Here is a 14,965-nt window from a genome sequence, read left to right as displayed (position 1 = left end):
ATTCTCCGCCGAAACAGACAATTACAGAACACGATCAGTGAGGGAGCCCAAGGCCATGCCGCTCGATTCCAAAGCCAATCCGACCTTCGACAAGGCAAAGCTGCCCAGCCGCTATGTTTCCGTCGGGCCGGAGAGTGCCCCCCACCGCTCTTACTATTACGCCATGGGCATGACCGAAGAGGAAATCGCCCAGCCCTTCATCGGCGTCGCGACCTGCTGGAACGAGGCCGCGCCTTGCAACATTTCTCTGTCGCGTCAGGCCCAGGCGGTGAAGCTCGGCGTCAAGGCCGCTGCCGGCACGCCGCGCGAATTCTGCACGATCACCGTCACCGACGGCATCGCCATGGGCCACCAGGGCATGAAGTCCTCTCTGGTCAGCCGCGATCTGATTGCCGATTCCGTCGAATTGACCATGCGCGGCCACTGCTACGATGCCTTGGTCGGTCTCGCCGGTTGCGACAAGTCGCTGCCCGGCATGATGATGGCCATGGTGCGCCTGAACGTGCCCTCGGTCTTCATGTACGGCGGTTCGATTCTGCCGGGCCGCCACAAGGGCAAGGACATAACGGTTCAGGATGTCTTCGAAGCGGTGGGCGCTCATTCGAGCGGCAATATGTCTGATGAGGAACTGCATCAGATCGAATGCGTGGCCTGCCCATCGGCCGGGTCCTGCGGCGGCCAGTTCACGGCCAACACCATGGCCTGCGTTTCCGAGGCACTCGGCCTTGCGGTACCTGGCTCCGCCGGGGCGCCGGCGCCTTACGAATCCCGTGATGCCTATGCGGAAGCCTCCGGCCGGGCGGTAATGCATGCCCTGGCCCAGGGTATCCGCCCGCGCGACCTCGTCACCCGCAAGTCGCTGGAGAATGCGGCACGGGTGGTGGCCTGCTCCGGCGGTTCGACCAACGCCGGCCTGCACCTGCCGGCCATCGCCCATGAGGCCGGTATCGATTTCGACCTCCACGAGGTGGCGGAGATCTTCCGCTCGACCCCCTATATCGCCGACCTGAAGCCCGGCGGCCGTTATGTCGCCAAGGACCTCTACGAGATCGGCGGCGTGGAAGTGATCATGCGGGCGCTGCTGGACGGCGGCTTCCTGCATGGCGACTGCATCACGGTGACCGGCAAGACCATCGCCGAACAGCTTGAGCATATAACCGTGCCTGCCGATCAGGATATCGTGCGGTCCTGCAGCGACCCCATCACGCCGACCGGCGGCGTGGTCGGCCTGCGCGGCAATCTGGCGCCGGAAGGGGCCATCGTGAAGGTCGCCGGCATGACCAATCAGAAATTCACCGGCCCGGCCCGGGTCTTCGACTGCGAGGAGGATTGCTTCAAGGCGGTCGAGAACCGCGAGTACGAAGAAGGCGAGGTGCTGGTGATCCGCTACGAAGGCCCCAAGGGCGGCCCCGGCATGCGGGAAATGCTCTCCACCACCGCCGCGCTCTATGGTCAGGGCATGGGCGACAAGGTGGCGCTCATCACCGACGGGCGGTTCTCCGGCGCGACGCGCGGCTTCTGTATCGGGCATGTCGGGCCGGAAGCGGCTGTCGGCGGACCCATCGGTCTGCTTCAGAACGGCGATGTCATCACCATCGATGCCGAAGCCGGAACGCTGGACGTCGATCTTTCCGAGGATGAGCTTGCGGCGCGCAAAACCAAGTGGCAGCCCCGCGAACACGACTACCAGTCTGGTGCGATCTGGCGCTATGCGGCCACCGTCGGCCCGGCCTATCGTGGCGCCGTCACCCACCCCGGCGCCAAGGCCGAGAAGCACGTCTTCGCGGATATCTAGCAGTCATGGCGCGCATCGCGGTCGGCGGGTTTCAGCACGAGACCAACACCTTCGCCCCTTCGAAGGCGACCTATGAGGACTTCCTGCGGCCCGGGGCCTGGCCGGGGCTGACCCGTGGTACGGGCCTTTTCGAGGCGGTGGCTGGGATCAACATCGGCATTGCCGGCTTCGTCGAAGCGGCACAGGCCCAGGGGCACGAGTTGCTGCCGCTGGTCTGGACCCAGGCCACGCCCTCCGCTCATGTCACCGAAGACGCCTATGAGAAGGTGGTCGCGCAGATCATTGAGGACCTCGCGGCCCTTAAGGATCTCGACGGTCTCTATCTCGACCTGCACGGCGCCATGGTGGCCGAGCATGTCGACGACGGCGAAGGCGAGATGCTGCGGCGCATCCGCGAGGTGGTCGGCCCTGATCTGCGGATTGTGGTGAGTCTCGATCTTCATGCCAACGTGACGCCGGAGATGGTCGCTTTTGCCGATTGCCTGGAGATCTATCGCACCTATCCGCACGTCGACATGGCGGCGACCGGCAAGCGATCGGCCGCTCATCTCGATGCCTTGATGGCGGGACGGGGCGGTGCCTTCAAAGCCTTTCGCCAACTGCCGTTCATGATTCCGCTGACCAGCGGCTGCACTTTCGATGGCCCGGCCAAGGAGATCTACCGTGAGGTAAAGCTGCTGGCGCAGGGCGACGGGGTTACCGGCGTTTCCTTTGCCTGCGGATTCTGCCCGGCGGACTTTCCCGGCGCCGGGGCGTCGCTGGTTGCTTACGGCACCTCGCAGGAAGCTGCCGAGGAGGCCGCTGACAACCTCTACCGCGTGGCGGTTGAGCGCGAGTCCGCCTTTGCGCTGGAAGCCCTGTCACCAACGGAGGCCGTGCGCGAAGCCAAGCGCATTGCTGCCGCTTCCGACAAACCGGTGGTGCTGGCGGATGCCCAGGACAATGCCGGCGGCGGCGCCAACTCCGACACGACGGGCCTGCTGCGTGCGCTGATTGCCGAGCGGGCCGAGGGTGCGGTGGTGGCAAACCTCTATGATCCGGCTGCAGCGGAGGCTGCCCATAAGGCGGGAGAGGGGGCTGAAGTAACCGTCAATCTCGGCGGCCATTCCGGCGTGCCGGGCGACGACTCCCTTCAGGCGAAGTTCAAAGTGCTGCGTCTCGGCGACGGTCGGGTCACCGGCACTGGGCCCTTTTACATGGGCGCTCACATGCAGCTCGGCCGCACGGCGTTGCTCGAACTGGAGGGGGTGAAGGTGGCTGTGGCCTCCAGCAAGATCCAGCTCGCCGATCAGGCCATGCTGCGCCATCTGGGCGTCGAGCCGGCCGAACAGAAGATCCTGGGCCTCAAGTCTTCGGTTCACTTTCGCGCCGACTTTCAGCCCCTTGCCGAGGCCGTGCTGGTGGTGGTTTCTCCCGGCCCGGTCATCCTCGACAACAGGGAACTGCCCTTCCGGAATCTGCGCCCGGGCCTGCGAATCATGCCCCATGGCCCGGTCTTCAGCCCCGATGCGGCGCCCGCCGCGGGCTGACGCGCAGGAAACGCCGGAAAATCCGGCTTTTTCGGAGAATTCCGGCTTTTGTCAGTTGTTAACGGAAGGGCGGCCATAGTGTTCGCTGGATGAGGCTTGGAAAGGCCTCGGCGGGCAAAAGGCCCAAGCGGTCCAAGCGAGCGATGCGATGACAGGTCAACAGTCACTGGAGCAGCAGCAGATCACCCTGATGCAACCGGCGCGGATTCACACGGCCGAGGGCATTCTGGACTGCGAGCTGATTCAGTTGTCCCGCACCGGCGCGAAACTTCGCCTGCAGGGCGGCTTGCCGGTTTCCCAACAGGTTTTTCTCTCGATCCGCGACTTCGGGCAGCTTGCCTGCAGCATCGCGGCTGGCGAGGGTGACATTCTGGAAGTCACGTTCTCCGGCGACCCGCAGGTTCAGGATGCCATCTTTCAGGACTTCCTGGACCGCTTCGGCGACGAGGAAGGGCGGCGGCGCTTCCTGCGGCGTTCGGTGCTCTGGCCGGGCGCGCTCGAGGCCGGCGGCAAGCAGCACGACTGCACCATTCTGAACATGTCGCTCGGCGGCGCCAAGATTGCGATCAATGAAGACCTTGGTCTCAGTGGCAGCGTCGTCCTGAGCGCCGACCGTTTCGATGGCCTGCTGGCGACCATTGTCTGGACAAGCGGACGGATGCTCGGGCTTCAGTTCAAGGATGATCCTTATCAGGTTGCCGAGGTGCTCGGCGAACTGCTGCCGGCGATCAAGGCTTCGGCCTAACCTTCTCTCAGACCATTTCCAAAACGATCACCCCCAGGGGCCGCGTCGGCCGCCGTTGCGGGGCTGCCAGCCGACGCCGCGGCGCAGGGTGACGCCGCCTGGCGGATCACCCAGACCAAAGAGCGGCACTGCCCTGTAGCGAAACAGGGGAATCAATGCCGCGCCGGCGATGAAACCGCCGATGTGCGCCCACCAGGCCACGTTACTGTCGCCGCCGTTCGCCAGGGCGAAGAACTGAAAGCCGAACCAGAAGATCAGCAACAGCCAGGCTGGCAGGTAGAGCGGAATGATAATCACCGGCACCAGCACCTTTGCCTTGGGATGCAGGATGAGATAGGCGCCGAGGATGCCGGAGATGGCGCCGCTGGCGCCGATCAGCGGCGTGGTCGAGGCCGGGTCGACCAGCAGTTGGGCAAGGCCGGCCAGGGCGCCGCAAAGCAGGTAAAAGATCAGGAAGCGGACATGCCCCATGGCGTCTTCGACATTGTCGCCGAAGACCCAGAGGAAAAGCATGTTGCCGAAGAGATGCATGAAATCGCCGTGCAGAAACTGATGGCTCAGCAGGGTGACCACCGGGTCGACGAGGACAAGCTCGTCAGCGAGTTGCGCTTCACCCGATAGCGTCGCGGGGATGACGCCCAAACCGTAGATGAGCCGCAGCCCGCCCTCGCTGCCGCTGACCATCTGGATCAGGAAACAGAGGGCTGTGATGGGGATCAGGCACCAGACGGTCCAGGGGCGGGCAATCAGATAGCGCGGGGTGTCGTCATGCAGGGGAATGAAGGGCACGGGGCGGTGGCCTCGGCGAGCCGGCTCAGGCGGCGTCGCGTAGGCGGCAGACGACGGGTGTGTGGTCCGAGGCCTTGGTCTTCCCGCGCGGCTCGCGATCGATCTCACAGCTTTCCAGGCGGTCCGCGGCTTGCGGTGAGAGCAGGAAGTGATCGATGCGCAGGCCGTAATCGTTCTGCCAGGCACCGCCCTGATAGTCCCAGAAGCTGTAGAGATGCGGGGCATCGTTCAGGGCCCGGAAGGCCTCCGTATAACCCTGGTTCAGCAAGGCGCGGAAGCGTTGCCGGCTTTCCGGTTGCGCCAGTGCGTCGCCGGCGAAGGCGCGCGGGTCGTAGACGTCTTCATCCTGGGGGATGATGTTGTAATCGCCGCCGAGGACGACCGGCTGCTCGCTCTGCAGCAGGTCATAGGCGTGGTCGTTCAGCCTGTCCATCCAGGCCAGCTTGTAGCTGAACTTTTCGGTTTTGACCGGGTTGCCGTTGGGCAGATAGATGGTGGCCACGCGCAGACCGAAAGTCGTCGCCTCGACATAACGGGCCTGCTCGTCTGCCGCATCGCCCGGCAGGCCCATCATGACATCTTCCAGCGGCTGCTTCGAAAGGATGGCGACGCCGTTATAACTCTTCTGGCCCAGCACGGCGCAGTGATAGCCCAAGGCTTCGATTTCCAGCCTCGGAAAGTTGTCTTCGACGGTTTTCAGTTCCTGGAACAGGGCAATGTCGGGGCTGGCGGATTCCAGCCAGGCAAGCACATTGGGCAGACGCGCCTTGATAGAGTTGACGTTCCAACTGGCGATGCTGGTCACAGCCGAAGCCCCATGAAGAGGTCGGGGCCGGATCTAGATGGCAAAGGAGGATCCGCAGCCACAGGATGATGTGGCGTTGGGATTACGAATCTGGAACGACGAGCCGCCAAGGTCCTCGACGAAGTCGATCTCGGCGCCGGCCAGAAGTTCCAGAGAAGTCTCGTCGATGACAGCGGTCACACCATCGCGCTCGAAGGTGCGGTCGTCGTCATTCACCGCCTTGTCGAAGGAAAAGCCGTACTGAAAACCTGAGCAACCGCCGCCGGATACCGACACCCGCAGCATCAGATCGCCATCGCCTTCCTGCTCGATCAGCCAAGCGACCCGCTTAGCGGCGTTTGCCGACAAGGCCAGTTCCTGTACCGGGGCATCTCCTGAAGGCATCGAACCCATCGCTAACCTCTCGGACCTTAAGGCCTGTTAACCAAGGGCCCGGGGGCCCAGTTCTACTCAAGATGTAAGGACTCTCGCCCCGTTGTCAAACGGCGCCGCAGCCATCTCGCTCTGCGCCTCGGAAAGTGGCGGAAAACCGCCGTTGCCACGGGCAACACAAGGCCGTAGGTTCGCGCCATGTCAGCGCCGATTCCTTCCGCCCTCATCGCCTCCAGGCCCGCCGAGAGCCGGGGCCGGGACTTTGGCGAGCCGGAAAGCCCGACCCGCTCCTGTTTTCAGCGCGACCGGGACAGAATCGTTCACGCCGCCGCCTTTCGACGTCTGAAGTATAAGACGCAAGTCTTTGTTTATCATGAAGGTGACTACTATCGTACCCGGCTGACCCATTCCATCGAGGTCGCCCAGATCGCCCGCTCGATCAGCCGGTCGCTGGGTCTGAACGAGGATCTGGCGGAGGCCATGGCCTTGGCCCATGACCTGGGCCACACCTGCTTCGGCCATGCCGGGGAGGACGCCCTGAACAAGGCCATGGAGCCTTTTGGCGGTTTTGATCACAACGAGCAGACCTTCCGTATTCTGACCCGGCTGGAGCGCCGCTACGCCGAGTTCGACGGCTTGAACCTGACCTGGGAGACCCTCGAGGGGATCGTCAAACACAACGGCCCGCTGATCGGCCCGGCCTCGCGCGACGACAAGGTGCCGGAAACCATCGCCGCCTACTGCCGGGAAGTTCGCGATCTGGAGGTCGACAGCTTCGCGGGGCCGGAGGCGCAGGTGGCGGCCCTTTCGGACGACATTGCCTACAACAACCACGACATCGACGACGGCCTGCGGGCTGGGCTCTTTCCCTTGGAGGAGCTTCGCGAATTGCCGCTGGTCGGTCCTTTGCTGGCCGATGTCTCGGCCCGCTATCCCAAACTGGACGAGGCGCGCCTGATCCACGAGACGATCCGGCGGATGATCGACGTCATGGTGACGGATCTGCTGGAGGAGACGCGCCGCCGCATCGCGCTGCACAAGCCGACCAGCGTAGCGGAGGTCCGCGGTCTGGACGGTCCCCTGGTTGCCTTTTCGGAGGAGATGCGGCAGAACGACCGCGCCCTGCGGGCCTTTCTGTTCCAACGCATGTATCGTCATTACAAGGTCAACCGCATGACCACCAAGGCCAAGCGGGTGGTTCGTGACCTTTTCGCGCAGTACATGGAGCGCCCCGACTGCCTGCCCGATGAATGGCGCGAAACGGGCGAGGCCATCGAGGGCAAGGACAGGGCACGGCTCGTGGCCGACTACATCGCCGGCATGACGGACCGCTATGCGCTTGACGAGCATGCCAAGAACTTCGATCTTCGAGTAAGAAAATAATGAATCTTTTCAAAGAATTTCGCGACTCTGTTGTCGGTGAACTTGAGGGTTTGGCGGCCTCTGCCGAACTGCCGGAGGGGCTTGATTTCGCCCGGGTGACCGTGGAGCCGCCGCGTGACCCGGAGCATGGCGATCTGGCGACCAATGCGGCGATGGTGTTGGCCAAGCCGGCCGGCATGAAGCCCCGCGATCTGGCCGAGACTCTCGTCGCGCGGCTGGCGGGCCTGGACAACGTGATCGAGGCCTCGGTGGCCGGCCCCGGCTTCATCAACCTGCGCCTTCAAGATCAGTTCTGGTACGCGCGCTTGCGCGAGATTCTGAAGGCCGGAACCGCTTACGGCGAAAGCCGGCTCGGCCAGGGGCAATCGGTCAACGTGGAGTACGTATCCACCAACCCGACCGGCCCGCTCACCGTTGGCCACGCGCGCGGCGCCGTGGTCGGCGATGCCCTGGCATCGCTGCTCGCCAAGGTCGGTTTTGAGGTGACGCGGGAGTACTACATCAACGATGCCGGGGGGCAGGTGGACGTTCTGGCGCGCTCGGCCTATCTGCGGTACCGCGAGGCCCTGGGTGAGGATATCGGTGAGATACCGGAGGGTCTCTATCCCGGCGATTATCTGAAAGAAACCGGCCGCGCCCTCGCCGAGCGCGATGGCGACAAGTGGCGCGACGCTGCTGAAGCAGACTGGCTGCCGGCGCTGCGGAACTTTGCCATTGGGTCGATGATGGATCTGATCCGCCGCGACCTGGGGGCCCTCGGTGTGCATCAGGATGTCTTTTCGTCAGAGGACGCGCTGGTTCAGGCCGGCGGCGTGGAGGCTGTCCTCACCACCCTGGAGGAGCGCGGCCTTGTCTACACCGGCGTGCTGGAGCCGCCCAAGGGCAAGCCGCCGCCGGAGGACTGGGAACCACGGCCCCAACTGCTTTTCAAGGCGACCCAGTTCGGCGACGACGTTGACAGGGCGCTGAAGAAATCCGACGGCAGCTGGACCTACTTCGCCGGCGACATGGCCTACCATCTGGACAAGTTCCGTCGCGGCTTTCCGATCATGATCGACGTTTTCGGCGCCGATCACGGCGGCTACGTGAAACGCATGAAGGCCGGTGTGAAGGCGCTGACCGACGGAAAGGGCGATCTCGATATCAAGCTCTGTCAGTTGGTCACCCTGAAACGCGCCGGGCAGGTCGTGAAGATGTCGAAACGGGCCGGCACCTTCGTCACCCTGCGTGAAGTCATTGACGAGGTCGGCAAGGATGTCGTCCGCTTCATCATGCTGACCCGCAAAAACGACGCGACACTCGATTTCGATCTTGAGAAAGTAGTTGAGAAATCGCTCGAAAACCCTGTGTTTTACGTACAAATGGCCCACGCCCGCTGTCGCTCTGTGATGCGGCTGGCGGCGCAGGAGATTCCGGACATCGATCTAGATCCTGTGTCTCTCGCGGGCGCCGACCTCAATCTCTTGACCGACTCGGGTGAGCTGGGGCTGATAAAACAGTTGGCGGAGTGGCCTCGCCTGTTGGAAGCGGCAGCGGAGGCGCATGAACCGCACCGTGTGGCCTTTTATCTTTACGATGTGGCCGCAGCGCTTCATGCGCAGTGGAACAGAGGGCAGAGCACAGCCCTGTTGCGCTTCCTGCTTCCCGACGAACCGGAGGTCACAAAAGCCCGGCTGGCCCTGCTGCAGGCGGTGGTGTTCGTGATTGCATCCGGGCTTGAGGTGTTTGGTGTCGAACCTGTGGAGGAGTTGCGCTGAATGGCGATGAATGCAGGCCGGGATGGCGTTGGCCGGGAGGGCGCGGGGCCCGACGAGCCGGCTGATTCCCTCGGTGCAGGAAGCGCCCCGGCGTTCAGCGAGGAAGGCATGCGTCGCATTGTCTACGCCCAGGACCGCGAACGCAGTGCTTTTGGCGAGGATACGGCCGAGCTGGAAGCCGACCTGCAGGCCCGCCGCAAGGTGGTGCCGGTGGTCATTGCCCTGGCCGCACTCGTCAGCTTCGGAGCGATCGTCTGGTACGCCTATTCCTGGGGAACCGGACAAATGGCCGAAGACCAACTGCCCGTGGTGCACGCCGAGATCGAACCGGAGAAGACGCGGCCCGAGCAGTCCGGCGGGATGGAAGTGCCGCATCAGGACAAGCTGGTATTGAACGACGGCGAGCCGGCCGGTGGGACGCCGCGCGTCGAAAGCCTTTTGCCGCCGCCGGAGACACCGCAGGCCCTGGAGCCGTTGCCCGATCCCGCCACCGCGCCTGAGCCAGCCCTGGCGGAAACGCTTCCACAGGAAGGTCAATCCGCATCTGAGGCGCCGGAGGCCGTGGCCGCGCTGCCTGACAGCTCCGAAATTCCGGCCATTCCTGAGATTCCAGCAGATCCCGAGGCTGCCAAGGCCGAACCGGTGGCGGGGGAAAGCGGGATCGCTCTGCCGCAGCGGAAGCCCGCGCCGCCTGCGGCGGGGGCTGCGCCACAGGAAGACCAAATAGCCAGACTTCTGGAGCAAGCCCCTCTGGAAACCGCTGATGGCGGCGCCTCAGCGCCGGCCGCCTCTCAAACGGCGGCGGTGCAGCCATCGTCGGGGCAGGGCGCCGGCCCGGGCGATATCGTGCTGCAGCTTTCCTCGGTCAGGTCGGAAGCTGCGGCAACCAGGGAGTGGGCGCGCCTGCAGGCGGCCCATCCAAGCTTGCTCGGTCCGCTCGCCTTGGCGCTCGATACCGCCGAGGTTCAAGGCAGCACCTACTATCGGGTGCAGACCGGTCCGTTCCCCAGCCGCGAGGCGGCTTCCGAGGTTTGCGGCCGTCTGAAAAGCAGGAATCAGGACTGTCTTGTTAAACAACGCTAGGCGCTTGGTGGAGCCGCGTCGGGTGTGGCGATTGCCGGGGTGAGAATGACTGATTCCGTAAATCCCAAGGCAGCGATTTTCGGCTGTGAAGGCCCGGTTCTGTCGGCCGCTGAAGAGTCGTTTTTTCGCAGCGCCGACCCGCTCGGCTTCATCCTTTTTGCCCGCAACTGTGAATCTCCGGACCAGCTGCGCGCCCTGACCTCTGCGCTGCGTGCCAGCATCGGCCGTGAGGATGCCCCGATCCTGATCGATCAGGAGGGCGGTCGCGTGGCGCGGCTGAAGCCGCCGCAGTGGCGCGCGGCGCCGCCGCCGGGCCTGTTCGGACGCCTGGCTTCGCACGATTGGGAAAGGGCGGCGGAGGCGCTGCGGATCAACACCGAACTGCTGGCCATGGAGTTGTCCGACGTGGGGATCGATGTCGACTGTATCCCCATGCTCGACCTGCAGTTTCCCGGCGCCAGCGATGTCATCGGCAACCGCTCCTTCGGGGGCGACCCCAAGCTGGTTGCCGGACTTGGCAAGATCGTTTGCGATACCCTGCTGGCGCGAGGGGTGATGCCGGTGATCAAGCACATGCCCGGCCATGGCCGGGCCCGGGTCGACAGCCACAAGGAACTGCCGGTCGTGGGTACGGCCTTGCCGGAACTCTGCGCCTCCGACTTTGTGCCCTTCGAGAGCCTTGCGGATGCTCCCTGGGGAATGACCGCCCATGTGGTTTTCACCGATCTCGATCCGGACCAGCCCGCCACCACCTCGTCAAAGGTGATCACCGAGGTGATCCGGGGCAGCATCGGCTTTCAGGGCTTGCTGCTTTCCGATGATCTTTCGATGGAGGCCCTGCAGGGCAGCCTCGCCCAGCGCGCCGCCCGGGCGCTGCAGGCCGGTTGTGACATCGCGCTGCACTGCAACGGCAAGGCGGAGGAGATGATAGCGATTGCCGAGGTGGCGCCGGCCATGACACCCCTGGCGATGCGGCGCTTTGCTTTGGCCAGGACCCGCTTGCAGCAACCCGCCGGGGCTGATTTCGACCTGCTGCAGCGACGGCTTGAGCAGCTCGTGAATGTCGGCTAGTCAGATCCATGGATTTTGATCTCTCCGCTCTGGCCTATACGGCCTCGGTCTGGGTGCTGCCGGTCTTGCTGGCGATCACGCTGCATGAGGCGGCGCATGGTTTCATTGCCTGGTCCTACGGCGACGACACCGCCTACAAGCTTGGCCGGGTCACCCTGAACCCTCTGAAGCATGTCCATCCCATCGGGACCGTCCTGCTGCCGCTGGCGCTGATCATCATGAAGGCGCCCTTTCTGTTCGGCTATGCCAAGCCGGTGCCGGTTGCGACCCACCGCTTGCGCCGGCCCAGGCGGGATATGGTCTACGTGGCCGCCGCCGGGCCGATGGCGAATTTCATCCTGGCGGCACTTTCGGCCCTGCTGTTCAACATCGTGCCTTTGCTGCCGGATGCCGCGGCGGGCTGGCTGGCCCATACCTTGCGGATATCCATCGTCGTCAACGTCGTGCTTGCGGTGCTCAACCTGCTGCCGCTGCCGCCCCTGGATGGGGGACGCATCGCGGTCGGAATCCTGCCGATCTCGCTGGCTGTGCCGCTCGCCAAGCTGGAGCGCTACGGGATTTTTATCCTGCTGGGCGGCTTCTTCCTTCTGCCCTATCTTGGGCATCGGCTGGGCATCAACATCGACTTGTTCGATTGGCTGATTCGGACCCCCGCGAATTGGCTGCTTCCTTACTTCTCCAGCTTGGCCGGCCTGTCGGAGGCGATACGGATATGAGCGACGTTATTCCCTTTGACGAAGGTGTGGAGGGCGCCAGGAGCGTCACCCGCGACCGCCTGCTGCTGGAACTGGACGGTTATGCCGGGCCGATCGACGTGCTGCTGGAACTGGCCCGCGATCAGAAGGTGGATCTGACCCAGATCCGCATCCTCGATCTTGCCGAGCAGTATCTGGAGTTCGTGCGTGAAGCGCGCGCGCTGCGGTTGGAGCTGGCCGCCGACTATCTGGTCATGGCCGCCTGGCTCGCCTACCTGAAATCGCGCCTTCTGCTGCCCGAAACCGGCGGCGACGAGGAGCCCAGCGGCGCTGAGATGGCGGCGGCGCTGAAGTTTCAGATGCAGCGTCTGCAGGCCATGCGCGATGCCGGCGAGAAGCTGATGACTTTACCGCAACTCGGAAACGACATCTTTGCCCGCGGGACGCCGGAGCGTTTGAAGACGAAAACCACGACGCAGTATGAGGCCAGCCTCTTCGACCTGCTGAAGGCCTATGGCCGGAACAAGGACCGGGCAACGACGGTCACCAACCTGCAAATCCGTGCCACCGAGCTCTATTCGGTCGATGATGCGATTTCCCGGCTTTCAACGCTGTTCGGGACCAGCGTGCCGGGCTGGCGTTCCCTTTCGTCCTTTTTGCCGACCGACCTTCGCGACTCTCTCATGACCCGTTCGGCCCTGGCGGCGACCTTTGCGGCGAGTCTGGAGCTGTGCAAGGCCGGCAAGCTGCGGATCCGCCAGGACGGTATGTTCGGTCCGATTTACCTGCGCAATGCGACTGAAGAGCAACAGGAGCCCTCATGACCGCTGATTTCGACAACCTGCGTCTGATCGAGGCCCTGCTTTTCGCATCTTCCGAGCCGCTGGCGCCGGCCCAGCTCGCGCGCTTCCTGCCGGAGGAAACCGAGCTGGACCCGATCCTCGCCGATCTGGAGGCGCTTTATGCAAACCGGGGCGTCAACCTGGTGAAACGCGGCGGGCGCTGGGCCTTTCGTACGGCCGAAGATCTTGCGCCGCGTATGGAGCTTGAAAACAAGGTGGTGCGCAAGCTCTCCCGTGTCGCTTTAGAGACCCTGGCGGTGATCGCCTACCATCAGCCGGTGACCCGCGGCGAGATCGAGGAGATCCGCGGTGTGGCACTCTCCAAAGGCACACTGGATGCGCTTCTTGAGATTGGTTGGATCAGGCCGAAAGGCCGGCGCAAGACGCCGGGACGTCCGGTGACCTGGGGCACCAGCGAGTCCTTCCTCGATCACTTCGGTCTGGAATCCCTGGAAGCGCTGCCGGGAGTCGAAGAACTGAAGGCCGCCGGTCTTCTCGATAACCGTCCGGCCATCACGGCTTTGGGCGACCGCGGTCTGCTGCCGGCGGTTGGCGAGGTTGCGCCCGAGGAAGTCGGCGAAGAAGACGACGACGAGGATGACGGCGGCGAGGCGGCGCTGGGCGATGAGGGAGAGGAAACCCTGGACCCGGCTTTCGGAGAAAACCTGCTGCCCCATGAAGTTGATCTCTCCGCAGCGCCCGCGCTGGAGGAAGCGCCTGAAGCTGAGGCCGACACCAGCCTAAAAGACGACAACATGGAAACGGACTCCGAAGGTGAGGCCGAAGCGGCCGACGAAGAGGAAGTCGAGGCCGAGGGTCATGATGGTGAGGATGCGGCGGCGCCCGAGCGCGCCGAAGACGAGCCGCAACGCGGCCACGGCTGAGATCAGTGGGCGTCCGTCACCGCTTGCAGAAGCGTGCCTGAGCCTTTAAGGCAGACGTGGGATCGATTCGGGATCGGCCTGCCGCCTCTAACTGCGGTGCGGAGAGAGCCTGAAGCGTCAGCCCTTTAGGTTTGGCCGGAATCAAAATGCAAGCCCTCGTCCTGGATCACGTCAGTCATGCTTTCGACGGCATTCTCGCCGTTGATGATCTCAGCCTCTCCCTGGCCAAGGGCGAGGTCGTTTGCCTGTTGGGTCCCTCCGGTTGTGGCAAGACCACGGCGCTGCGGGTCGCCGCCGGGCTGGAGGCCCTGCAACGCGGCAAGGTGATGATTGCCGGTGAAACGGTTGCCGGCGCAGGGCGCGAGGTTCCTCCGGAAGACCGCTCCGTTGGGCTGGTTTTCCAGGATTACGCTCTGTTTCCTCATCTGACCGTGGCCAGCAATGTTGCGTTCGGGCTCAGGGGCCTTTCGTCGGGCGAAAAGCAGGCGCGCGCCGAGGAAGCGCTCGCCCGCGTCGGCATGAGCGATGCGGCGTCTTCCTATCCTCACATGCTGTCCGGCGGCCAGCAGCAGCGGGTGGCCCTGGCCCGCGCCCTGGCGCCGCGGCCGCGGGTGATGCTGCTCGACGAGCCCTTTTCCAACCTCGATGCGCGCCTGCGCCAAAAGGTGCGGGACGAGACCCTGCATGTACTGAAGGAGAGCGACACCACCACCCTCATGGTGACCCACGACCCGGAGGAAGCCATGTTCATGGCTGACCGGATCGCCCTGATGCGGGCGGGGCGCATCGTCCAGGAAGGCACACCGGCGGCACTTTACTACGAGCCTGTGGATTCTTTTGTGGCTTCTTTTTTCGGTGAAATCAATCGCTTGGAGGGTGTTGTTGCCACAGAACAGGTATCCACACCCTTTGGCCCGGTCGATGCCAAGGGATTTCCCGACGGTGAACCCGTTGAGATCCTGATTCGCCCGGAAGCCCTGCATCTGAGCCCGTCGGAACAGGCCGCCAACGGTGCTGAAAAGGCCGTTGAGGTGATGGCCGCGCGGCTGATGGGGCGCAGCAGCCTCATCCATCTGCGCGCCCTTGACGTACCCGAACAGGAAACACACTTCCATGCACGTGTTCCCGGGCGGTTTTTGCCATTGGAGAACCAGCGCCTGCGGGTGGAACTGGACCGCTCCCAAGCCTTTGTTTTTCCGCGGGAGACGGATTAAC

General features: G+C 64.0%; 14 protein-coding genes. 11 read left to right on the top strand and 3 right to left on the bottom strand.

All coding sequences use genetic code 11. The features are described from left to right. Nucleotides 1-55: 55 nt before the first annotated feature. From ilvD to ACP146_RS12190, 3 genes are all read left to right on the top strand, one after another. A complete protein-coding gene (gene ilvD, locus ACP146_RS12200; protein WP_422367030.1) occupies nucleotides 56-1,795 on the top strand; it encodes a dihydroxy-acid dehydratase in 1,740 nt (579 codons plus the stop codon). A gap of 5 nt (nucleotides 1,796-1,800) precedes the next feature. Beyond that, nucleotides 1,801-3,324, top strand: coding sequence for a M81 family metallopeptidase (locus ACP146_RS12195; RefSeq protein ID WP_422367029.1), 1,524 nt, complete (start codon nucleotides 1,801-1,803; stop codon nucleotides 3,322-3,324). 148 nt (nucleotides 3,325-3,472) lie between these two features. Continuing rightward, on the top strand, nucleotides 3,473-4,069 hold the full coding sequence (locus ACP146_RS12190; protein WP_422367028.1) for a PilZ domain-containing protein: 597 nt from the start codon (nucleotides 3,473-3,475) through the stop codon (nucleotides 4,067-4,069). 27 nt (nucleotides 4,070-4,096) lie between these two features. Here the strand turns inward: ACP146_RS12190 and ACP146_RS12185 are convergent, their stop codons facing one another. Genes ACP146_RS12185 through erpA form a run of 3 tightly spaced genes read right to left on the bottom strand, consistent with a single transcriptional unit; the run spans nucleotide 4,097 to nucleotide 6,047 of the window. Continuing rightward, nucleotides 4,097-4,858 (bottom strand): rhomboid family intramembrane serine protease, encoded by a 762-nt coding sequence (locus tag ACP146_RS12185; protein ID WP_422367027.1) that lies wholly within the window; start codon nucleotides 4,856-4,858, stop codon nucleotides 4,097-4,099. 25 nt (nucleotides 4,859-4,883) lie between these two features. Then, nucleotides 4,884-5,663: an exodeoxyribonuclease III gene (gene xth, locus ACP146_RS12180; protein ID WP_422367026.1), complete on the bottom strand. Its 780-nt coding sequence runs from the start codon at nucleotides 5,661-5,663 to the stop codon at nucleotides 4,884-4,886. 33 nt (nucleotides 5,664-5,696) lie between these two features. Next, nucleotides 5,697-6,047, bottom strand: coding sequence for an iron-sulfur cluster insertion protein ErpA (erpA, locus tag ACP146_RS12175; RefSeq protein ID WP_422367025.1), 351 nt, complete (start codon nucleotides 6,045-6,047; stop codon nucleotides 5,697-5,699). A 186-nt stretch (nucleotides 6,048-6,233) separates the two neighbouring features. On the opposite strand from erpA, the gene ACP146_RS12170 reads away from it, so the two are divergent. The 8 genes from ACP146_RS12170 (at nucleotide 6,234) to ACP146_RS12135 (ending at nucleotide 14,964) form a co-directional block, all read left to right on the top strand. Then, on the top strand, nucleotides 6,234-7,418 hold the full coding sequence (locus ACP146_RS12170; protein WP_422367024.1) for a deoxyguanosinetriphosphate triphosphohydrolase: 1,185 nt from the start codon (nucleotides 6,234-6,236) through the stop codon (nucleotides 7,416-7,418). After that, nucleotides 7,418-9,175, top strand: coding sequence for an arginine--tRNA ligase (argS, locus tag ACP146_RS12165; RefSeq protein ID WP_422367023.1), 1,758 nt, complete (start codon nucleotides 7,418-7,420; stop codon nucleotides 9,173-9,175). The genes ACP146_RS12170 and argS overlap by 1 nt, the downstream gene beginning before the upstream one ends. Beyond that, nucleotides 9,176-10,258 carry an SPOR domain-containing protein gene (locus ACP146_RS12160; protein ID WP_422367022.1) on the top strand — a complete coding sequence of 361 codons (1,083 nt, stop codon included), beginning with the start codon at nucleotides 9,176-9,178 and terminating at the stop codon, nucleotides 10,256-10,258. Nucleotides 10,259-10,303: 45 nt separating this feature from the next. Continuing rightward, on the top strand, nucleotides 10,304-11,329 hold the full coding sequence (gene nagZ, locus ACP146_RS12155) for a beta-N-acetylhexosaminidase (protein WP_422367021.1): 1,026 nt from the start codon (nucleotides 10,304-10,306) through the stop codon (nucleotides 11,327-11,329). Between the two features lie 8 nt (nucleotides 11,330-11,337). Beyond that, nucleotides 11,338-12,045 (top strand): site-2 protease family protein, encoded by a 708-nt coding sequence (locus tag ACP146_RS12150; RefSeq protein ID WP_422367020.1) that lies wholly within the window; start codon nucleotides 11,338-11,340, stop codon nucleotides 12,043-12,045. Further along, the gene (locus ACP146_RS12145) at nucleotides 12,042-12,848 is read left to right on the top strand and encodes a segregation and condensation protein A (RefSeq protein ID WP_422367019.1); all 807 of its coding nucleotides are present in this window, start codon (nucleotides 12,042-12,044) and stop codon (nucleotides 12,846-12,848) included. Before ACP146_RS12150 ends, ACP146_RS12145 begins: the two co-directional genes overlap by 4 nt. Beyond that, a complete protein-coding gene (gene scpB / locus ACP146_RS12140; RefSeq protein ID WP_422367018.1) occupies nucleotides 12,845-13,750 on the top strand; it encodes an SMC-Scp complex subunit ScpB in 906 nt (301 codons plus the stop codon). The genes ACP146_RS12145 and scpB overlap by 4 nt, the downstream gene beginning before the upstream one ends. 146 nt (nucleotides 13,751-13,896) lie before the next feature. Further along, a complete protein-coding gene (locus tag ACP146_RS12135; RefSeq protein WP_422367017.1) occupies nucleotides 13,897-14,964 on the top strand; it encodes an ABC transporter ATP-binding protein in 1,068 nt (355 codons plus the stop codon). Nucleotide 14,965 lies beyond the last annotated feature (1 nt).

Origin of the sequence: Pelagibius sp., from assembly GCF_965249265.1 — a bacterium.
In the GTDB taxonomy this organism is placed as follows: Bacteria; Pseudomonadota; Alphaproteobacteria; order Kiloniellales; family Kiloniellaceae; genus Pelagibius.
This window is presented reverse-complemented; position numbering and strand designations above follow the sequence as displayed.